Here is a 19346-nt window from a genome sequence, read left to right on the forward strand (position 1 = left end):
TCAAAGGTCCGGCTGGACGGCAACTCAACGGCAAAGGTGTCCTTGGTATGAGCGTTCTTGATTCGTTCCGACTCGACGACAAAGTGGTGATCGTGACCGGGGCTTCGTCGGGGTTGGGGGTGTCGTTTGCCCAGGTCTTCGCCGAGGCCGGCGCAGACGTCGTGCTGGGGGCGCGGCGTGTCGACCGATTGGCCGACACCGCAGCGCTCGTCGAGGCGAGCGGGCGCAAGGCGTTGACGGTCGCCACCGACGTCAGCGTGCCCGAGCAGAGCCAGGCGTTGGTCGACGCCGCCATGCAGACATTCGGCCGGGTCGACGTGTTGATCAACAACGCCGGCGTCGGCACCGCCCACCCGGCGACTCGGGAGACACCCGAAGAATTCCGGTCGGTGATCGACGTCAACCTCAACGGCTCGTACTGGATGGCGCAGGCCTGTGGGCGGGTCATGCAACCCGGAGGCTCGATCATCAACATCGCCAGCATCCTCGGGATCACCACCGCGGGCCTTCCGCAGGCGGCCTACAGCGCGAGTAAGGCCGCGATCATCGGGCTCACCCGGGACCTGGCGCAGCAGTGGGGCTCGCGCAAGGGAATTCGCGTCAACGCACTGGCTCCGGGGTTCTTCAAAACCGAGATGACCGACGAGTATCCGCCCGAGTACCTGGAGAGCCAGTCGCATCGACTGGTGTTGGGCCGCCTCGGCGATGACCGCGAGCTGGCCGCCACCGCGGTGTGGCTGGCGTCGCCGGCCGGCGGGTACGTCACCGGGCAGACGATCGTCGTCGACGGCGGCCTGTCCATTAACTAGCCCTGTCCGTCAACTCCTATGCCCGACTTCGATTTCGAGGCCCGCTTCGCTCAAGCGCCGGTAGCCCGACTGGCCACCGTCGCGGACGACGGCCGTCCGCACCTGGTACCGGTGGTGTTCGCGCTGCACGACGGGGTCGTCTACACCGCAGTGGACGCCAAACCGAAGACCACGCAGCGGTTGCGTCGGTTGGCCAACATCGAGGACAACCCGCAGGTGAGCCTGCTCGTCGACCATTACGCGCAGGACTGGGCGCAGCTGTGGTGGGTCCGCGCCGACGGGCTCGCGACCATTCATCACGATGGCAGCACACTGCACGCGGGACGGGACCTCTTGCGCGCGAAATATGTTCAGTACCAATCAGTTTCACTGACCGGCCCGGTGATCGCCGTCGCGGTGGGGCACTGGAGCAGCTGGCACGGGTGACGGCGGCGGACTTGCTTGCCAACTCGCGGTCAACTTGAGCACCCGACGCGGGACGAGCCGACGTGAATACGCCGTTCAGCAGCGCATATGCCCTGTAGAATGAGGCACTAACTGCGACCTGCGCAACCAATGTTCCCTTTGCTGAGCGGAACATAGGGCATATTGGAGGCAACGCGAGCGGGGGGTTCGCATCGCCTTGGAGGGTGGACACGGTGGGTAGAGCGATTCGAACGGGCTGGCTGGCGACATCGGTCGCCACGCTGGCCGTGATGGGCTCCGCCGCCCCGGGCATGGCGGCGATCGCACCGCCGACCCCATCCGGCGCAGTCGCCTCGATCCTGCCGGCCAACGGCGCGGTGGTCGGGGTGGCCCAACCGGTGATCGTCACGTTCACCGGCCCGGTCACCAACCGCTCGGCAGCCGAGCGGGCGATCAAAGTCACTGCGCCCAACCACATGACGGGCACGTTCGACTGGCCCGAACCGAACATCGTCGAATGGAAGCCAGACGGCTACTGGCCCGCGCACAGCCACGTCGGCGTTCGGGTGCACGCATTGTCGACCGGTTTCGAGACCGGCAACGAAGTTGTCGGCACCGCAAGCATCTCCGCGCACACTTTTACGATCACCCAGAACGGTGAGGTATTGCGCACGATGCCGGCATCGATGGGTAAGGCCAGCCGCCCGACGCCGATCGGAAACTTCACCGCGCTGTCGAAAGAGCGCACGGTGGTTATGGATTCGCGCACCATCGGCATTCCGCTGGAATCGTCAGAGGGTTACAAGATCACTGCGCAGTACGCGGTCCGGGTCACCTGGAGTGGTGTGTATGTGCATTCGGCGCCGTGGTCGGTCGACTCGCAGGGCTACGCCAACGTCAGTCACGGCTGCATCAACCTCAGCCCGGACAACGCCGCGTGGTACTTCGATACGGTCCACCTCGGCGACCCGATCAACGTGGTCGCCTAGGAATACATCCGCCCGAGGACGAGTTGGCGCCTGCATGGTGAGCACACAGACGCGCGCGGTTCGGTTTGACAGTTACGGCGGACCCGAGGTCCTCTACGTCGCCGACATCGAACGGCCCGCGCCCGGCGCCGGCGAGGTGCTCGTCGAGGTTCGGGCGGCCGGCATCAACCCCGGCGAGGCGGGCATCCGCACCGGCGCCCTGCACGAGCAGTTTCCCGCGACGTTCCCGTCCGGTGAAGGCAGTGACCTGGCCGGCGTCGTCATCGGAGTCGGTGACAGCGTCCGCGATTTCGCCGTCGGCGACGAGGTGCTCGGGTTCAGTTTCCAGCGGTCGAGCCACGCCACCCACACGACCGTGCCGGTGGATCAATTGATCCGCAAACCAGCGGCGTTGAGTTGGGAGGTCGCAGGTTCCTTGTACGTCGTGGCCGCCACCGCATACGCCGCCGTACGCGCGGTTTCGCCGCAGTCCGGCGAGACCGTCGCTGTCTCGGCGGCAGCCGGCGGAGTCGGCAGCCTGGTCGTACAACTGCTTGCGCAACGCGGCGTGCGGGTGCTGGGCATCGCATCGTCGGGCAATGCGGAATGGCTCCGCGCGCACGGCGTCGAGCCGGTCGATTACGGCGACGGGTTGGCTGACCGTCTTCGGCAAGCCGCCCCGGATGGCGTCGATGCGTTCATCGATCTGTTCGGGCCACAATATGTAGAGCTCGCCATCGACCTCGGTGTGCCACCCGAGCGAGTCAACACGATCATCTCGTTTGCCAAGGCCGCCGAAGTCGGCGCAAAGGCAGAAGGCAGCGCCGAGGCTTCGACCCCGGCTGTGCTGCAGGAAATTGCCGATCTGATCGTCTCCGGCGCACTGGACTTCGATGTTGCCGCCACCTATCCGCTGGACCGGGTGGTCGCCGCGTTCGAAGAACTCGAGCAACGGCACACCCACGGCAAGATCGTGCTGCTGCCGCAGTCGGCCGGATGAGGTAAGTGGCCGTGAGCGTTCATTAAGGCCTAGGCTCGACGGCATGGCTACTACATTGCAACAACCCCGAGTTGCGGACACCCTGCACCGGATGTACGCCGAGGCGCAGGACCAGATGTCGTTGCTGCGCGAGCGGCGCCCCAATATGTCTGCCTCCGCGACCGTCAAGGAACGCGCCGACGCGATGAGCGAGTTCTATATCCCCGTCACCCCGGAGTCAGGCCGGCTGCTGTACTCGCTGGTGCGGGCGACCAAGCCGGCCACTATTGTGGAATTCGGGATGTCCTTTGGTATTTCAGCGCTGCACTTGGCTTCGGCGGTGCGTGACAACGGCTCCGGCCGGGTGGTCACGACCGAGATCAACGAGACGAAGATCGCCGCCGCCAAGCAGACCTTTGCCGATACCGGCCTGGACGACCTGATCACCGTCTTGGAAGGCGACGCCCTCTCCACGCTCGCTGAACTGGACGGGCCGGTCGACTTCGTCCTGCTCGACGGCTGGAAAGAGTTGTACCTTCCGGTGATCAAGCTGCTGGAGCCGAAGTTGTCGCCGGGTGCCCTTGTCATCGCCGACAACACCGAAAGCCCGGACACCCGGACTTACCTCGATTACGTCCACGGCAGCGAAAGCGGTTACGTGAGTTTCAATTTCGCTGTCCGCGACAGCGACAGCATGGAGCTCAGCTGCTTCGCGGCCCCGTAAGTCGTCGGCGGCGGCTAGTGACTCTATAGATGCCGACTGTGTAGCGACTGCTCACCGCGGTTTCAGCGACTGCTCGAGCCACGGCGTCATCCACTGGACGCCCTCCTCGGTGAGGTGCACGCCGTCGCTACGGACATGGATGCCGTCGACGTCGGCCGTGTACCTGCCTTCAGGGCACAGCTTCTTCTTGAGGTCGAGGACGTGCACGTCCGGGCGATTGCCAATCATCTTGCCCAGCATGGTGTTCCACTCGTCGACCCGCTGGGGTTGATCCTCGGGATACAGACTGCCGTCCGGCCGTTCACCGCGTCTGCTGTACGGCAGGTTCGCGACGGTCAGCGGCGCACCGCTGAAGCTGAGGATGTCGACCGCGCGCCGTAACTCCGCGCTGATGTAGGAGTCGAAGGCCGGGTCGCCGATGTGGGTCCACCGTCCCTCGTTGACCCGGTCCACGGTCTCCCAGCGCCCGATGACCAACAGGACGGCGTCCGGTTGATCGGCGGTGATCTGCGAGGTCCATCTGCCCGGCCAGGATTCGCATTCGCTCTTCTGGTCCAGGGCCTGGCCGAGATAGCTGTACGGTCCGCCGCGCACCAGGCTGCAGCCGATCACGGTGTGGTCAACGAACTGGAACCCCGGCGTCGGCGGCAGGAAGTGCATCATCGTCCAGCCGATCGAGTCGCCGAACACCGACACCGTGAAGGGACGCCGCGGGTCCCGCTTGGTGATCGCCCGCGCAGGCCGGACGCCCTCGGCCGGCGACGGCGAGACCACCGCAACCGGCGACACACCGGGCGGAAGGCTGGCATCCAGTGCGCTGACACCGGCCTTCGGAACCACCGGAACCACCAGCAACGTCACCGCCGCCGCGGTTGCCGCGGTAGCGCCGGCCAGGGGAAGTAGCGGCACCCGCACCGGGCGCCACTTTCGGACCGGTTGCTCGATCGCCCACCACGACACCACCGAGATGGCCAGCGTCACCGCGCAACGGAGGGCGAACAGCGACGGACCGTGCCAGCCGGTCCGTTGGCCGTTGAGCACCAAGAAGACCGGCCAGTGCCACAGGTAGATGCTGTACGAGATGCCGCCGAGCCAGGCCAGCGGAGCCCAGGCCAGCGCGGTGGCGATCGGTCCGCCCTGATCCAGTGCCACCGGGGCGATCACCAGCACCGCCGCGACGGCGACCGCGATCAGCAGGCCGCCTCGGAACTCGCGCGAGCTGCCGGTGGCGAAGTGCACGGCCGCGCCGAGCAGCGCCAGGCCGATCACCGGCAGCAGCCGGGCGATCCATTTCGCCGTCCGGGAGCGGATCAGCGACCACCCGCGGTTGAGCGCGGGCCAGTCGCCGATGAGCAGCGCGGACGCCGCGGCGCCGACCAGCAGCGCCTGAGCCCGGGTGTCGGTCCCGAAATAGACCCGATCGCGGTTCGAGTCGGACGCGAGCAGGATCGCGGTGGCGGCGGATCCCAGCGTTCCGAGCGTGGCCAGCAGGAAGACCGTGAGGCGTACCGCGCCGACCGTGGCCCGCGTGTTCCGGCGACGTGCGCGGATCGCGAGTCCCACCGCCACCGCGGCCAGGACCAGCGGCCAGACGATGTAGTACTGCTCTTCCACGCCGAGTGACCAGGCGTGCTGCAGCGGTGACGGCGGAGATCCCTGAGCGAAGTAACCGGTCTTGTCCGCGACGAACATCCAGTTCGCCACCCAGAAGAAGGCGGCGACGGCGTCGTCGCGCAGGCTGGCGATCGCCTCCGGGGAGAAAAATTGGCGCCCGGCGGCCACCGTCAACACCATCAAGACCAGCGCCGGCAGCAGTCGGCGGGCCCGCCTAATCCAGAAGCCGGCCAGGTCGATACGGCCCGTGCGGCCCAGTTCGTCCACCAGCAGCGACGTGATCAGGAAACCGCTGAGCACGAAGAACACGTCGACGCCGAGGAACCCGCCGGCCATGCCCGGGATGCCGCCGTGGTCGGCGAGCACCAGTCCGACGGCCAGTGCGCGTAGGCCGTCCAGCGCGCGGATGCCCGGGCGACGTTCGTCACCGTCGCTCGTCTTGCGGGCGGCGGGTCGGGTCGGCGGTGGCGGGGCGACCCAGCGAAGCTTCCGAGCAGAATGAACCGGCACGGGGTACGCCCCGGCCGGTTCTCTGTTCACCTCTCCAGCGCGTCGACCGGTGTCCTGGTCGGCGGCTTTTTTGGCGCCGATACTCGGGTGCCCCTCCCTGCTTGATGCAGGCGTCAGTTTAGGTCGGGGCAGTGCGCGTCAGCGGCAGACACGACGCGGCGGCGCTTGAAATATGCTGCTGAGCCCCAACTCCGCGCTATGCCGAGCCGGGCGTGGCGCGACACTGGTGCCGTTTATGCACCGGCTGTCACCCCTGGCTTTCCACAACGCGATTCGCCTTGCTTGCACAAACTGCCGCGGGCACAACCGCTGAGCAGCGCGGTTGTCGCCGCAGCATTCGCTCGCAACTCACACGTTTCGACTCGGCCCCTCAGCCAGCAGCTGTATGTGGCATTGAGCGCCGGGCGCGTTTGCCAGTCGGGCATCGGTGGTGAGCAGCGATGTGGCGCCGGTCATTTCAGTTAGTGCCACGTAGGTTGCGTCGTAAGCACTCAGATTGTGACGCAGAGCCCACATTCTTGCTCGCAGCCCATCCGCTGGAAACCTGGTCAGCGTCAGCTGGGTGAATCCGTCCAGTGCCAGGGTCCCTTGCTCTTCGCTGAGGACGGCACGTCGGACGAGGCCTCGGAGCACGTGCGTTACTTCGCTGTCGAGCAGGTGCGGGGCCGCCAGTTCTTCGTCGCCGAGCAGGTCGGGATCAAGGTTTCCGGCGACCAGTTCCACAACGACACCGGCGTCCACGATCCTCAATCTCCGCGGCCTTCGTGCAAGACCGACAAGATCACGTCACGGTTGGTCCGGGCCAGAATCCTGGCTTGGGTCTGGCGAATGACCGCAGCGTTGTCCCGTGTTACTTGTGCCCGCTGAGCCAGATGTTCCAGTTCGCGCAATACGTACCGGGTCAGCGAAAGCCCTTGTGCCCGCGCCGTCTGAGCCAACGCATCATGGACATCGTCAGGCACATCGCGGATCTGCACGACCTTGGGCATGTTGACCATCCTACCCCAAGGTGGGTGCAGACTGCACCCACCTTGGGGTGCGGCGGCGAAGATGTCCATCGCACTGCCGCTCTAAACAGATTATTTGAAGAATCTTCCCGCACGCTTCAACCCGCATGTAGCTCGCACAAACAACGTGCCCCTCATCGGCGATGACGCGCCGATCACCACGTCCTATTCCATCGAGCGCGAGGTAATTCCATACACCGCGAAATGGCCGTGGTGGGTATCGTCTCGCCATGGGAACGAAGGCCGAACGCCGGGCCGCGAGAGAAGCCGTGGCCGGCTATCACGAGGCGCGACTAGGTGAGCTCATTGGATACATTGCGATAGCGATCGACTGCTACCGTTCCGGCGAGGTCGACGCCTTCACCGTCGATGAGACGATCCACCACTATCACCGGGCAGCCCGTGAGCTGTGGAAGTTCTGCTGTTCGGGCGGTGGAGGATCGCACATCGAGATGATTGCTCACATCCTCAACCAGATGGCCACCGACGGTGAAACTATCGACTGGTGGGAACGGGTCTCGCCGCGACAGCTGGACTGATTTTTCAGATGCGCAGTTCCTCGGCGGGCCGCCGCGCCCGTGCCGTGTCTAGGGCGGCGGCCATGTCCTCGCCGGCGTCGAACCGCTTGTCGAACTCCTTAGCCTTCATGGATCGCCACGTCGTTTTCCTGTGAGCGACGTACGGAGTGATCCGGGCATTTTCATCCAAATGGACTGCGCCACAGCGAAGTCGATGCCGTGCTTGATGACGTTTGCCGCGCTCTTTGCGGGGCAAACTCAAATTCAAGCAGGTATAGAAATGGCATCTTATTTACTCACCTGAAGGGGCGCACGCAACTTCGGCGCCCAGCCCGAGTTCGTCGAGCACCTCCGCGGTGTCGGCACCCAGCTGCGGGGCCGGACCTGCGACGTGGCCGGAGGTCCGGGAAAACCAGGTCGGCACACCAGGGAAGCGCACCGGTCCGTGCTCGGTGTCCACCGTCTCGAAGAAGCCGACGGCGTTGAGGTGCCGATCGTCGAACAGCGCGGCCGGCGTCTGTAGCGGGGCCGCCGGAATCTCCAGCTCGCGGAACAGTTCCAGCCACTCGCTGGTGGTTCGCTCCGTGAGCGTCTCCGCCAACAGGGCGTACACCGTGTCGATCTGGCGTGCCCGCCGCTCAAGCGTGGCATACAGGTCACTCGCCCACGGGGGTTGCACGGCGTCGATGAAGGCAGACCAGTGCCGGTCGTTGTAGATCAACGCAGCGATGTAGCCGTCTCTGGTGCGGTACGGCTTGCGGTTCGGCGCCACTGTCCGGGGGTAGATCGCGGGCCCCAGCGGGGGGTCGAACATGGCACCGTTGGCATGCTCGACCAACATGAACGATGCCATGGTTTCGAACATGGCGACCTCTACTTGTTGACCTTCGCCGCTTCGTTCGCGGTGGAACAGCGCCATCGTCGTCGCGTAAATCGCGGTCAGACCCGCCACCTTGTCCGCGATGATGGTGCCCACATAGTTGGCCTCGCCGGTCAGTAGCTCCTGAACTGCCGGCAATCCGCACTCGGCCTGAATGGTGTCGTCGTAGGCCGGCCGGTCCCGGTCCGGCCCGCGGTGGCCGTAGCCGTAGCAGTTGGTGTAGATGATCGCCGGGTTGATCGCGGCGACGTCGTCGTAGCTGAACCCCAGCCGCGCAATTGCCTTGGCCCGCATCGAATGGATGAATACGTCCGCCGTCACGATCAGTGCGCGCAGCGCGGAGCGGCCGGCTTCGGAGCGCAGATCGAGGACCACGCTCCGCTTACCGCGGTTCACGTTGACGAACACCCCGCTCATCCCGGCAGCGGGGCCGACCGAGATGTAGCGGGTGTCATCGCCGTCCGGGGACTCGATCTTGATCACGTCCGCGCCCATGTCGGCCATGATCTGAGTGCAGTAGGGGCCCATCACCATCGCAGTGAGGTCAACCACCCGGATCCCAGCTAGCGGGCCGGAATGTCTGGGTTCAGCGCCGTTGACCATCACCGGCTCCTTCCCGCTCGACCCGAGCGAAGCTGTAGCGCAGATGTTCGGCGTGGCCATCGGGTACGACGGGAAATATCAAGGGCGCTGCGGTGTCCCGGATCGCGTCCAGATCTTGGCCGACGTCTTCGATCGACCACGACGGTCGGTACACCCCCACCGACTCCGCCACTGCCGCCCGGGCCACCCGGCCGGCCACCGCGATCAGCATTTCGCCGGTGATCGAACAGGACTGGTGAGCCAGCCACCCGACCACCGGCGCCACCTGGTCCGGGCACATCGGCGGATACGCCGAAGTATCAAGTCCCTCAGCCATTCTGGTTACCGCCGACGGCACGATCACATTGCATTTCACGTCGTCGGCTGCACCCTCGAGCGCGACGACGTTGGACAGCCCGATGACGCCCGCCTTGGCCACCGCGTAGTTGGCGATGTCGTGGTTGCCGTAGAGCCCGCCGATCGACGATGTCAGGACGATGCGCCCGTAGTGCGCGGCCCGCATCAACGGAAACGCCGGACGCACAACGTGGAACGCACCGCGCAGGTGCACGTCGAGCACCGCGTCGAAGTCGTCGTAGCTCATGTCCGTCAGCGCGGCACGGCGGACGGTGCCGGCGTTGTGGACCAGGATGTCGACGCGGCCGTAGTGGTCGAGCGCCGCCTGGATGATCGCCTCACCGCCGGCGGCTGTCGCGACAGATTCTGTGCAGACGAGGGCTTTTCCGCCGGCCGCTTCGATCTCGCGCACCACCTCCTCGGCCGGACCGGTGCCGCCGCCGTCTCCGGTGAGGCTCGCACCGGTGTCGTTGACGACGACCGTGGCTCCCCGCGAGGCCATCAGCAGCGCGTAGGAACGGCCGAGTCCCCGGCCGGCGCCGGTGACGACGGCGACCCGATCGTCGAACCTCAGCTCACTCATCGGTTCCCAGCACGAGACCGTCCATGTCACCGTTGTTGCGCCATTGCGCGAGCAGGTCACCGAAGGCGTAGAAGCCCGGCCCGTACGGCTGGCCCAGGTGCGACCGGATGCCTTCTCCCCCGCCGCCGCCTTCGTTGTTGTAATAGCCTGGCGTGCAGTGGGAGTCGAACGCCGAGTTGTCGATCGCGGTTTCTTTGACAGCGGTGCACCACTCGTCTTGCGCCCGCTGGCTGGGTTCGACGGTTGTCGCGCCACGCTCCATCGCCTCGCCGATGATGTACGCGATGTGCTCGCCCTGCAGTTCGTAGTTGGCGGCGATGTTGGCCGAGATACCGACCTGGGTGAAGCCGGTGAAGAACTGGTTGGGGAAACCGCGACTTGTCATCCCGTGCAGGGTCTGGTACCCGTCGGCCCAGTAGTCGAACAGCGTGAGTTCGTCCCGGCCCTCGATGGCGTCGATCGAGTACCGGCGGCTCATCTCGGTGGTGATCTCGAACCCGCTGGCGTAGATGATGCAGTCGACTTGGTATTCGATGTCGTTGGCGACCAGACCCTTTTCGGTTGCCCGCTGCACCCCCTTGGTCGCGGATACGTCGACCAGCGTGACGTTGGGTCGGTTGAAGGTTTCGAGGTAGTCGTCGTTGGAACATGGCCGCTTGCAGAGGAATCGGTAATACGGCTTGAGCACTTCCGCGGTGTCGTCATCGGCGACGATGCTCTCGACGCGACGCCGGAGCCGCTCCATGAGTTTGTAGTCTTCTTCTTCGCGGATCGTCATGAACTGTTCCGGGCTCAGCGCGGCCGCGTCTTCGAGCGCGAGTACCCGAGCCGCGGTGTTGCGGCCGAGCTCGGTCCAGAAGTCGCAGACCAGGTCCGGCTGTCCGAGCGCCATCCCTTCGAACGTCCACGAGTGGAAGTTGCGCTGGCGTTCCTTCTGCCAGCCCGGCTGCAGCGACTTCACCCATTCCGGATCGGTCGGGGTGTTGTTACGGACGTCGACTGTGGACGGTGTGCGCTGAAAGACGTAGAGGTGCTTGGCATGACGGGCGACGAACGGTGTCACCTGGATGCCGGTCGCGCCGGTGCCCACCAGCGCGACTGTCTTGTCGGCGAGCTTGTCCAACCCACCCGTGCTGTCGCCGCCGGTGTAGGAGTAGTCCCACCGCGAGCTGTGGAAGCTGTGCCCCGCGAAGTCCTTAATGCCGGGGATGCCCGGCAGCTTGGGCCGGTGGAACGGTCCGGACGCCATCACCACGAACCGGGCACGTATGTCGTCGCCGCGGTCGGTGCTGATTCGCCAGCGCTTACCCGGGTCGTCCCATCGCAGATCGCGGACCTGGGTGGAGAAGATCGCACCGTCGTACAGCCCGAAATGTTTGCCGATGTTGCGGCAATGCTGGTAGATCTCTGCACCGTCGGCGAACTTCTTGCTCGGCATGAAGTCGAGCTCCTCGAGCAACGGTATGTAGCAATAGGACTCGTTGTCACACTGGATTCCGGGGTAACGGTTCCAGTACCAGACTCCGCCGAAGTCACCACCGAGCTCGATGATCCGGACGTCGTTGACGCCGGCCTTTTTCAGATGCGCGGCGCAGAGCAGACCGGCGAAGCCGCCACCGATCACCGCGACGTCAATGTCCTCGGCCATCGGGTCGCGCACCAGCGGCGGTGAATGCGGGTCGGTTTCGTAGTATCCGGCGAAGTCGTCTTCGAGTTCGACGTACTGCTTAGAACCCTCGGAGCGCAAGCGCTTTTCACGCTCATGCTGATACTTCTCGCGCAGCGCCAGGATGTCGACGTCGTCGGGTGTATCGGTCGGCTGCTGACAATCGCGCTCCGTCATACGGCGCTGCTCCTCCTCATCACTGCGTTCTGCATCGTCGACAGCGCTATGCCAGGGCGTTCTCCGGAAGAGCGGCCGGGTGCAACGGCGCGGCCATCTTCTGTACCTGCGGCAGAACCTCTTTGGCGAACAGCCGGGTGCTGGCGATCGCGTCCTCGTAGGGCATGGTGCCGAACTGCGGGACGATGGTGAGCTCTTGGAACGAGCACGCTTCCTGCGCGGCCTGGATCCGGTGGAAGATCTCGTCCGGCGTTCCGATCAGCAGGTTGGACGCGTGGTAGCCGGCGGTCTTCGGTTTGCTCATGTCGTCACCGGTGACCGACGAGGCCAACACCGCTGTCGCGGTCGCTTCCCTTGACGCGTAGGCCTCGTAACCTTTGACGCCCTTGAAGTTCGACGCGTCGGCGAATCCGTAATGCACGGTGACATCGCGGTTGGCGGTCCAGATCCACTCTTCGGATCGCGCGGCACCGTCGGCGTCGGGTGTGCAGTACATGAACATGACGTTCTTCGGCTGGCAGGGCGCAAACCCTTCCTCTTTGCGGAAGGTGTTGACCTTCTGCACTTCCCGGCCGGCATCCTCGATCGGCTTGTTGCCGACGAACAGCGGGACCATGCCCCGACGGGCCAGGATCTCCAGTGACTCGGCCGTCGACGACGAGCTGTAGATCCGCGAGAACAGGTCGCCGCTCAACGGCTCCGGGCGAAGTGACATCTCCGGAACCTTGAAGATCTCGCCGTCGTAGGAGAAGCGCTTACCGGAGAAGGCCAGTTCCAGGATGTCGAGCGTTTCGTTGAACCGCTGGCGGCTTTCCTCACGCGGCACACCGACCGCGTCGAACTCACTCTTGGACACCCCACGACCGATCCCGATGGTGGTGTAGCGGCCCTTGGAAATGATGTCGAGATAAGCGATTTGGTGCGCCAGCCGAATCGGATGCCACCACGGCGCGACGGCGACGAAGGTGCCCAGGCCGACCCGCTCGGTCCGCCCGGCGAAGTAACTCAGCGTCTGGATCGGGTTGGGCGTCATGCCGTAGGGAGTTCCGCAGTGCTCGGGCATCCAGATGCCGTCGTATCCGAGGGGCTCGGCCAGATCGGCGAGTTCGAGCGTGCCCTGCACACACTCCCAGTCCGGAGTTGCCGGCGGTCGGCTGAAGTCTCCGGCCAGCACACGGTCGTCCCAGTCGTGCGAATTATGTGTTCCGAAACCGAGGTTGACTTTCAACGTTGCTCCTTCGCTACGCTCTGCGGCGCACCGGTGCCCATGTATTCGGCGAGGTTGCGATGCAGGTTGACGGTGCTGCGTTCCATATAGGGGTTGGGCTTGGTTCCGGTGAAGCCAAGTGATTTCATGCCTTGCTGTACGGCGGCCATGTTGGAGAAGTCCTGCGGGAACACCGTGCGCCAGTCGGGATCGTCGGCCTCCAGATACGTCCACTCGGTCTGCGGCTCTTGGCCTTCGGGGTACAGCTCGTAGCAAGCCGCCTCGAAGATGCAGCTGTTGGGGTCGTACCCGTTGGGCCGCGCGCTGTAGCACAGTGCGGTCGTCAGGCCCTGTCCGATCTGAAAATTCGGGAAAATCTGCCAGGCGGTACCGCTTTGGGCCAGGTGCTCGGGATCGATGATCGGCCAGATCACCCCGCGGGCCGCGTCGTCGCTTCGCGCGGCGGCCAGCCAATGGCTGAGTACCTGGTCCGACGGGGTGCCCTCTGGCAGCTCGTCGGCCAGTCGCTTCGCCGCATCCACCAGCGTTTTGGTGGTGGTGGCGTTGGTTTCCTCCAACGTGTACACCTGCATCTCCGCCGTCGAGATCCGCGGATCTCCGGTACCGAGCCGAATCTTCGACTTGGTCTCGGTCAGATCTTTGGGTGCGTCGTAGCCGATGTTGCTGTGCTTGCCCTGCGCCTTCGCCCAACCGCGGAAGGTGCCGAATTTGTTGAACTGCGGGTGGGTGGTAGCGACATGGTAGGTCTCGTTGAACGCTTCGATTGCCACCTTCCAATTACATTGAAAGGTAAGCCATTTGCGCCATTTTACCCGCATGTTCTCACACCCGAACGGATCAAGCATGGTGGCGGCCGGCTCGAGATAGTCGCGCAACGGCTCGCAGCGGGGATCCAGGTTGACGAAGATCCAGCCGCCCCAGGTGTCGACGTGCACCGGGGCCAGGTGGGTGTTCTGCGGCGTCAGTGAGTCTTGCCAGTCCTGTCGCTCCGGGATGTGGGTGCAGTCACCGTCCAGGCCGTAGGTCCAGCCGTGGAACCCGCACACGAACGACTTCTTCTGCCCGCACCCACTTTTCGTGCGCTCTGGTGTGTCGACCAGGCGGCGACCGCGGTGCACGCAGACGTTGTGGTGGGCCTTCAACGTGTCCGGACCGGTACGCACCACGATGACGGAGTCGTCGAGGATGTCGTAGGTGAGGAAGCTGCCGGTCTTGGGCAGATCTTCGACCCGTCCGACCTGTTGCCACACCTTGCGCCACAACTTGTCGCGCTCGGCGCGGGCGTAGTCCTCGGACAGGTAGGCCTCGACGCCGATGGTTAGGGGAGCGGAAAGCTGCTCGGGCGCTTCGACTTTGACGTCGGTCATTCCGTGCTCCTTATCGCCGCCCGGAAGGATTCGTCCTTGAGGAAAAGTGACGTGTTGTCGGCGTCCAGGTGTGTCCACTTGAGGTCCAGGCCCCCGTCGACCAGCAGGGTCTGGCCGGTGATGTAGCTGGACAGATCGGACAGCAGGAACAGGATGGCGCCGGCGATTTCTTCGGGGCGGCCGCGGCGTCCCATCGCGATCGCTCGGCGATCCCGTTCGGCATCGTCGTCGACGTAGGTGAGCGAGGCCGGGGTCGCCGTGACGCCGGGGGCCACCGCGTTCGCGCGGATCTCGTCGGCGGCGAGTTCCACGGCCATCGTGCGCGTCATGGCCGCGATCGCCGCCTTGGCGGTGCCGTAGGCGATGTGGAACGGCGCGGTGTTCATGCCGCTGATCGAGGAGATCGACACGATCGATCCGCGACGACGGCCGGCCTTCAATTCCGCGGCCACCGCCTGGCTCATGAAGAACGCGGTCTCCAGATTCTGTTCGAACAGATCGCGCCAGTCACTACGGCTGACCCTGGTCGACGGCATCCAGGTCCCCGGCGACGCACCGCCCGCCACGTTGACCAGGCCGTGCAGGTCGCCGTCGACACGCAGCGCCTGCTCGATCGTGGCGGCCACGCCGTCTTCGGTGGCGACGTCCGCAGCGACGGGAACGATGGGCAGTCCGCGTTCGACCAGCGGAGAGATGTGGGTGTCGAGGTTGTCCTTGCCTCGGCTGACCGCGACGACCGTCGCGCCGGCCTCGGCGACCATGCGGGCCACGGTGGTGCCGATGCCGCCACCAGCGGCGCCGGCGACGATGACCACGCGCCCATGCAGATCGAGCAGATTATCGATCACTGTGAGAATTCGCCTACGTATTGTCCGGACAACACATCGAAATGCGCGTAATTGAGAATATGATTCTCTGCAAATGGCCGACAGTCAAGTGGCACTGGCGCAACTATGGCGGGCTATTGTCCGGACCAGGATCGGTTGCTAACGTCACCGGCTGAAACGGCCGTGACGTCACGGTACGGAGGTCATCACCGATGTTGCTGCAGGAAGGCCGCTCCGGCGCAGCGGGGTCACCGACCCTCGCGGCGAGCTGGCGCATGGAGCGGCTCACCCCGCCGAGCAGGCTGTTCGGCGCCAACGGCTTGCGCACCGGGCCGGACGGCCGGATCTACATCGCACAGGTGACCGGCAGCCAGATCAGCGCGCTCGACGTCGGCACCGGGCACCTGGAGATCATCAGCGCCAAGGGCGGCGACATCATCGCGCCCGACGATGTGGCGTTCGGCCCGCACGGTGATCTCTACGCCACCGAGGTGATGGACGGTCGGGTCAGCGTGCGCGGCGCCGACGGCCATACCCGCGTGCTGCGCGCGGACATCCCCTCGGCCAACGGCATCACCGTGCACCACGGCCGGTTGTTCATCGGCGAATGCCGGGAGGGCGGAAGGCTTCTCGAGCTGGACCTCAACGGCGGCGCGCCGCGGGTACTTTCGGAGAACGTCCCGTCGCCCAACGCGATGGAAGTGGGCCCGGACGGCTTACTGTACTTCCCGGTGATGGGCGCCAACGAGATCTGGCGCATCGGCCTCGACGGGGGCGAACCCGAGACGGTCGCGTCCGGCCTCGGCGTGCCGGACTCGGCGAAATTCGACTCGGCCGGGCGCATCGTCTCGACTCAGGTGCACAGCGGCCAGGTGTTGCGCATCGACCCGCGCACCGGCGACCAGACGGTGCTGGCGAACCTCAGACCGGGCCTGGACAATTCGACTTTCGTCGGCGACCGGCTGTTCGTCTCGAACTTCACCGGCGAGATCACAGAGATCCTTGCTGACGGCTCGACCGAGGCCCTGCTGCCGGGGGGTTTGAACTGGCCACTGGATCTGACCGTCGGCGCCGACGGCAGGCTGTATGTCGCCGACGGCACCTACTTCTACGCGCTGTGTCCCGACCGCACCTTGCACACGGTGGGCATGCTGTTCACTCCGGGATATCCGGGGTTCCTGCGCGGGCTCGCTTCCGCCGGACCGGGCGAGTTCGTCGTCACCACATCCGGTGGGCAGATCGCGCGCTACCGGCCCGCGGACGGCGAAAGCGACGTGCTGGCCGACGGGTTCGATCAGCTCTACGGCGTGGCGATCGCTGCCGACGGGACGATCGCGGCCGCCGAACTCGGGACGGGACGGGTGGTGTCGATCCGGAGCGGCCGGGCCGAGGTGATCGCGTCCGGGTTGGCCGATCCGATCGGGGTCGCGGTCGCGCCCGGCGGCGGGTGGCTGGTGTCGGAGGCCGGCAGCGGTCGGGTGATCACGCTCACTGGGTCCGTACGAAAGACCGTGGCCGCCGAATTCGACCGTCCGCAAGGCATTCTGGTCGACGATAATCGGCTCTACGTCGTCGACGCCGGCGCCAAGGAGCTAGTCGAGGTGGATCTCGACGACGGGTCGCGGATCACGATCGCCTCCGGGTTGCCGCTCGGCGCCGCAGCCGGTGTGGTGCCCAAGCCGCTTAAGGGCATGCCACCGTTCTCCGGGCCGCAGGGACCGTTCGCCGGCATCACCGCCGGGCCCGACGGCACGCTGTATGTGTCGGCCGATGCGGACGGCAGCCTGCTGGCGTTTCGACGGGGCGGTCACGATGGCTGACACCACCGACCACCGCTACCTGCAGGTCGCCCGCGCGCTGCGGAAAGAGATCGTCGACGGCGTGTACCCGGTGGGGTCGCAGCTGCCCACTGAACATCAACTTTGCGAACGCTTTTCGGTCAGCAGATACACCGTCCGGGAGGCACTGCGACGGCTGCGCGACGACAATCTCGTCGCATCGCGGCCACGAGCCGGCACACTCGTGGTGCCACGCCCGTCGTCGGATTCCTACGTCCAGGACGTCGTCTCGATCAACGACCTGCTGGCCTTCGCCACCGGGGCGCAGTTTGCGATCGAATCCACCGGGATGACGGTCGTCGACGACGAGCTGGCCGCCCGGACCGGGCTCGACATCGGCGAAGAGTGGTTGGCCGTCAAAGGCTTTCGCCGGATCGAGGGGGCCAAGTATCCGGTCTGCCGGACCGAGTACTACATCAATCGGGCGTTCGCGGGGGTCGGCCGATTGCTGCCCCGACACACCGGCCCGATCTTTCCGCTCGTCGAAGACATCTTCGGGCTGAGTATCGTCGAGGTCCGTCAGGAGATCGCCGCGGTGCTGATCTCGCCGACGCTGGCCGAGCAACTCAGCGTCGACGTCGGCAGCCCCGCGCTCGAAGTGCACCGCACCTATGCGACCTCTGACGGTGAAGTCGCGCAGCTGACCATCAACACGCATCCCGCGTCCCGTTTCCGTCACACGATGACGATGCGACGGGTCCGCGGCTAATCTCAGATGCGGCGATGTCGAACACCAAACTGATCGGCGGGCGACTGGTCCGCTGGGACGACGAGCGGGCCGCGGAAGCCTACGCGCGGGGCTGGTGGGTGCCCGAGACCCTGGCCGATTCGCTCGCCGACGCCGCGCAGCGCACCCCGCAGCGGGTGGTGCTGATCGACGGCGAACACGAGGTGGACTGCCGCAGCCTGCACGAGCAGGCGACCGAGCTGGCCGCAGTGATGCTGGACCGGATGCCGATCGGCAGCGTCGTGTCGTTCATGCTGCCCAATTGGCATGAGGCCGCGGTCATCTACCTTGCGGCAACGCTCGCCGGCATGGTGGTCAACCCCATTCTCCCCTCGCTGCGGGACCATGAGCTGCTGTTCATCTTGGGGGATGCGAACACCCGGATGATCTTCGTTCCGGCGGTGTTCGGCCGGCACGACTATGCGGAAATGCTGGCCCGGGTCGTCGCGCAGCTGGCGGACCCACCCGAGGTCGTCGTGGTGCGCGACGGCACACCGTTACCCGGGGCGACGCCGACAATCGACCTGCCCAGGCTGGATCCCGATGCGGTGCGGATGATTCTCTACACATCGGGCACTACCGGCCGCCCGAAAGGCGTTCTGCACAGCCATAACTCCGTGCACGCGTTGATCACCCAACTGCGCGAACACTGGCAGCTGCTACCGGGTGATCGGTTCCTGGTGCCGTCGCCGATCGCTCATATCGGCGGAAGCATCTACGCATTCGAATGCCCACTGCTGCTTGGTACGTCGGCCGTGCTGATGGACCGTTGGGACGCCGACGCCGCGGTCGAGCTCATCGGACGACGGGGGTGCACCCATATCGCCGGTGCGACACCGTTTCTGGAGCAGCTGCTCGTGGCGGCCGAACGCGCCGGCACGCGATTGCCCGCGCTGAAATTGTTCGTCTGCGGTGGCGCGTCGGTGTCGCCGTCGCTGATCCGCAAAGCGGCAGGGTATTTCGATCGCGCCGCCGTCACCCGGGTGTACGGCTCCACCGAAGTTCCGGTGACCACGGTCGGCGCGCCGCTGGACCCCGACCATGCCGCGGACACCGATGGACGGCCCGGCTTCGCCCAGGTCGCGCTGCGCGGCAGTGACGGCACTGGCGGCGAAATCCACGCCCGGGGCCCGCAGATGCTGGTCGGCTACTTGCATGCCGCCGACGCAGCCCAATCCTTCGACGACGCAGGCTATTTCCGCACCGGCGACCTGGCTCGCTGGGTCGACGACGATTTCCTCCTCGTCACCGGGCGGGCCAAGGACATCATCATCCGCAACGGCGAGAACATCGCCCCCAAAGAGATCGAAGACATTCTGATCGGCCATCCCGGTGTCGCGGAGATCGCCATTATCGGTCTGCCCGATGCCCGCACCGGCGAACGGGCTTGTGCCGTCGTCGTGCCCAACGATGAACCACATCCCGACGTGGACAGCCTTCGCGTCTTCCTGCAGTCCCACGGCGTCGCTATCTTCAAAGCGCCCGAGCAGGTGGTCATCTGGGAGGCATTACCGAGAAACGACGCCGGCAAGGTGCTCAAGCACCGCATCCAGTCGGCCCTGACGACGACGGACGGATGA

The 19346-nt window shown here is 65.5% G+C and carries 18 protein-coding genes; 9 read left to right on the forward strand and 9 right to left on the reverse strand.

Features of this window, described 5'->3' with window-relative positions:
- The first annotated feature begins 47 nt into the window (after nt 1–47).
- From ACQY5A_RS24710 to ACQY5A_RS24730, 5 genes are all read left to right on the forward strand, one after another.
- The gene (locus tag ACQY5A_RS24710) at nt 48–809 is read left to right on the forward strand and encodes an SDR family NAD(P)-dependent oxidoreductase (RefSeq protein ID WP_428342877.1); all 762 of its coding nucleotides are present in this window, start codon (nt 48–50) and stop codon (nt 807–809) included.
- An 18-nt stretch (nt 810–827) separates the two neighbouring features.
- On the forward strand, nt 828–1235 hold the full coding sequence (locus ACQY5A_RS24715) for a TIGR03668 family PPOX class F420-dependent oxidoreductase (RefSeq protein WP_428342878.1): 408 nt from the start codon (nt 828–830) through the stop codon (nt 1233–1235).
- Between the two features lie 212 nt (nt 1236–1447).
- Entirely contained in the window at nt 1448–2203 is a 756-nt protein-coding gene (locus tag ACQY5A_RS24720; RefSeq protein WP_428342879.1) for a L,D-transpeptidase, read from the forward strand.
- A 37-nt stretch (nt 2204–2240) separates the two neighbouring features.
- Nucleotides 2241–3182, forward strand: a complete 942-nt coding sequence (locus ACQY5A_RS24725; protein ID WP_428342880.1) for an NADP-dependent oxidoreductase — start codon at nt 2241–2243, stop codon at nt 3180–3182.
- A 43-nt stretch (nt 3183–3225) separates the two neighbouring features.
- Nucleotides 3226–3885 carry an O-methyltransferase gene (locus tag ACQY5A_RS24730; protein WP_428342881.1) on the forward strand — a complete coding sequence of 220 codons (660 nt, stop codon included), beginning with the start codon at nt 3226–3228 and terminating at the stop codon, nt 3883–3885.
- A gap of 51 nt (nt 3886–3936) precedes the next feature.
- On the opposite strand, the gene ACQY5A_RS24735 is transcribed toward ACQY5A_RS24730, so the two are convergent.
- The 3 genes from ACQY5A_RS24735 to ACQY5A_RS24745 form a co-directional block, all read right to left on the reverse strand.
- The gene (locus ACQY5A_RS24735; RefSeq protein WP_428342882.1) at nt 3937–6009 is read right to left on the reverse strand and encodes an acyltransferase family protein; all 2073 of its coding nucleotides are present in this window, start codon (nt 6007–6009) and stop codon (nt 3937–3939) included.
- Between the two features lie 348 nt (nt 6010–6357).
- Entirely contained in the window at nt 6358–6750 is a 393-nt protein-coding gene (locus ACQY5A_RS24740; protein ID WP_428342883.1) for a type II toxin-antitoxin system VapC family toxin, read from the reverse strand.
- A gap of 5 nt (nt 6751–6755) precedes the next feature.
- Entirely contained in the window at nt 6756–6998 is a 243-nt protein-coding gene (locus ACQY5A_RS24745; protein ID WP_428342884.1) for a hypothetical protein, read from the reverse strand.
- A 248-nt stretch (nt 6999–7246) separates the two neighbouring features.
- Here ACQY5A_RS24745 and ACQY5A_RS24750 point away from each other — a divergent pair, with 248 nt between their 5' ends.
- A complete protein-coding gene (locus tag ACQY5A_RS24750; RefSeq protein WP_428342885.1) occupies nt 7247–7555 on the forward strand; it encodes a hypothetical protein in 309 nt (102 codons plus the stop codon).
- Between the two features lie 271 nt (nt 7556–7826).
- Here the strand turns inward: ACQY5A_RS24750 and ACQY5A_RS24755 are convergent, their stop codons facing one another.
- Genes ACQY5A_RS24755 through ACQY5A_RS24780 form a run of 6 tightly spaced genes read right to left on the reverse strand, consistent with a single transcriptional unit; the run spans nt 7827 to nt 15219 of the window.
- Complete coding sequence (locus ACQY5A_RS24755; protein WP_428342886.1) at nt 7827–9017, reverse strand: CaiB/BaiF CoA transferase family protein; 1191 nt, start codon at nt 9015–9017, stop codon at nt 7827–7829.
- Entirely contained in the window at nt 9001–9936 is a 936-nt protein-coding gene (locus ACQY5A_RS24760) for an SDR family NAD(P)-dependent oxidoreductase (RefSeq protein WP_428342887.1), read from the reverse strand. Before ACQY5A_RS24760 ends, ACQY5A_RS24755 begins: the two co-directional genes overlap by 17 nt.
- Nucleotides 9929–11779, reverse strand: a complete 1851-nt coding sequence (locus ACQY5A_RS24765) for a flavin-containing monooxygenase (RefSeq protein WP_428342888.1) — start codon at nt 11777–11779, stop codon at nt 9929–9931. Before ACQY5A_RS24765 ends, ACQY5A_RS24760 begins: the two co-directional genes overlap by 8 nt.
- 46 nt (nt 11780–11825) lie before the next feature.
- Nucleotides 11826–13007, reverse strand: a complete 1182-nt coding sequence (locus tag ACQY5A_RS24770) for an LLM class flavin-dependent oxidoreductase (protein WP_428342889.1) — start codon at nt 13005–13007, stop codon at nt 11826–11828.
- A complete protein-coding gene (locus ACQY5A_RS24775) occupies nt 13004–14374 on the reverse strand; it encodes an aromatic ring-hydroxylating oxygenase subunit alpha (protein ID WP_428342890.1) in 1371 nt (456 codons plus the stop codon). Before ACQY5A_RS24775 ends, ACQY5A_RS24770 begins: the two co-directional genes overlap by 4 nt.
- Nucleotides 14371–15219, reverse strand: coding sequence for an SDR family NAD(P)-dependent oxidoreductase (locus ACQY5A_RS24780; RefSeq protein ID WP_428343327.1), 849 nt, complete (start codon nt 15217–15219; stop codon nt 14371–14373). The genes ACQY5A_RS24775 and ACQY5A_RS24780 overlap by 4 nt, the downstream gene beginning before the upstream one ends.
- A gap of 194 nt (nt 15220–15413) precedes the next feature.
- Between ACQY5A_RS24780 and ACQY5A_RS24785 the strand changes: the two genes are divergently transcribed.
- From ACQY5A_RS24785 to ACQY5A_RS24795, 3 genes are read left to right on the forward strand one after another with little or no spacing between them, the layout of a single operon-like run.
- Nucleotides 15414–17021: an SMP-30/gluconolactonase/LRE family protein gene (locus tag ACQY5A_RS24785; RefSeq protein WP_428342891.1), complete on the forward strand. Its 1608-nt coding sequence runs from the start codon at nt 15414–15416 to the stop codon at nt 17019–17021.
- On the forward strand, nt 17014–17748 hold the full coding sequence (locus tag ACQY5A_RS24790) for a GntR family transcriptional regulator (RefSeq protein ID WP_428342892.1): 735 nt from the start codon (nt 17014–17016) through the stop codon (nt 17746–17748). The genes ACQY5A_RS24785 and ACQY5A_RS24790 overlap by 8 nt, the downstream gene beginning before the upstream one ends.
- A gap of 14 nt (nt 17749–17762) precedes the next feature.
- The gene (locus ACQY5A_RS24795; protein WP_428342893.1) at nt 17763–19346 is read left to right on the forward strand and encodes an AMP-binding protein; all 1584 of its coding nucleotides are present in this window, start codon (nt 17763–17765) and stop codon (nt 19344–19346) included.

Source organism: Mycobacterium sp. (assembly GCF_965277065.1).
Taxonomy (GTDB): domain Bacteria; phylum Actinomycetota; class Actinomycetes; order Mycobacteriales; family Mycobacteriaceae; genus Mycobacterium.

What these genes read in the sequence shown, in the direction of transcription:
- ACQY5A_RS24765 (WP_428342888.1), bottom strand. Translation starts at nt 11,779, where the DNA reads ATGACGGAGCGCGATTGTCAGCAGCCGACCGATACACCCGACGACGTC.
- ACQY5A_RS24730 (WP_428342881.1), top strand. Translation starts at nt 3,226, where the DNA reads ATGGCTACTACATTGCAACAACCCCGAGTTGCGGACACCCTGCACCGG.
- ACQY5A_RS24790 (WP_428342892.1), top strand. Translation starts at nt 17,014, where the DNA reads ATGGCTGACACCACCGACCACCGCTACCTGCAGGTCGCCCGCGCGCTG.
- ACQY5A_RS24760 (WP_428342887.1), bottom strand. Translation starts at nt 9,936, where the DNA reads ATGAGTGAGCTGAGGTTCGACGATCGGGTCGCCGTCGTCACCGGCGCC.
- ACQY5A_RS24710 (WP_428342877.1), top strand. Translation starts at nt 48, where the DNA reads ATGAGCGTTCTTGATTCGTTCCGACTCGACGACAAAGTGGTGATCGTG.
- ACQY5A_RS24750 (WP_428342885.1), top strand. Translation starts at nt 7,247, where the DNA reads ATGGGAACGAAGGCCGAACGCCGGGCCGCGAGAGAAGCCGTGGCCGGC.
- ACQY5A_RS24715 (WP_428342878.1), top strand. Translation starts at nt 828, where the DNA reads ATGCCCGACTTCGATTTCGAGGCCCGCTTCGCTCAAGCGCCGGTAGCC.
- ACQY5A_RS24785 (WP_428342891.1), top strand. Translation starts at nt 15,414, where the DNA reads ATGTTGCTGCAGGAAGGCCGCTCCGGCGCAGCGGGGTCACCGACCCTC.
- ACQY5A_RS24745 (WP_428342884.1), bottom strand. Translation starts at nt 6,998, where the DNA reads ATGCCCAAGGTCGTGCAGATCCGCGATGTGCCTGACGATGTCCATGAT.
- ACQY5A_RS24795 (WP_428342893.1), top strand. Translation starts at nt 17,763, where the DNA reads ATGTCGAACACCAAACTGATCGGCGGGCGACTGGTCCGCTGGGACGAC.
- ACQY5A_RS24775 (WP_428342890.1), bottom strand. Translation starts at nt 14,374, where the DNA reads ATGACCGACGTCAAAGTCGAAGCGCCCGAGCAGCTTTCCGCTCCCCTA.
- ACQY5A_RS24755 (WP_428342886.1), bottom strand. Translation starts at nt 9,017, where the DNA reads ATGGTCAACGGCGCTGAACCCAGACATTCCGGCCCGCTAGCTGGGATC.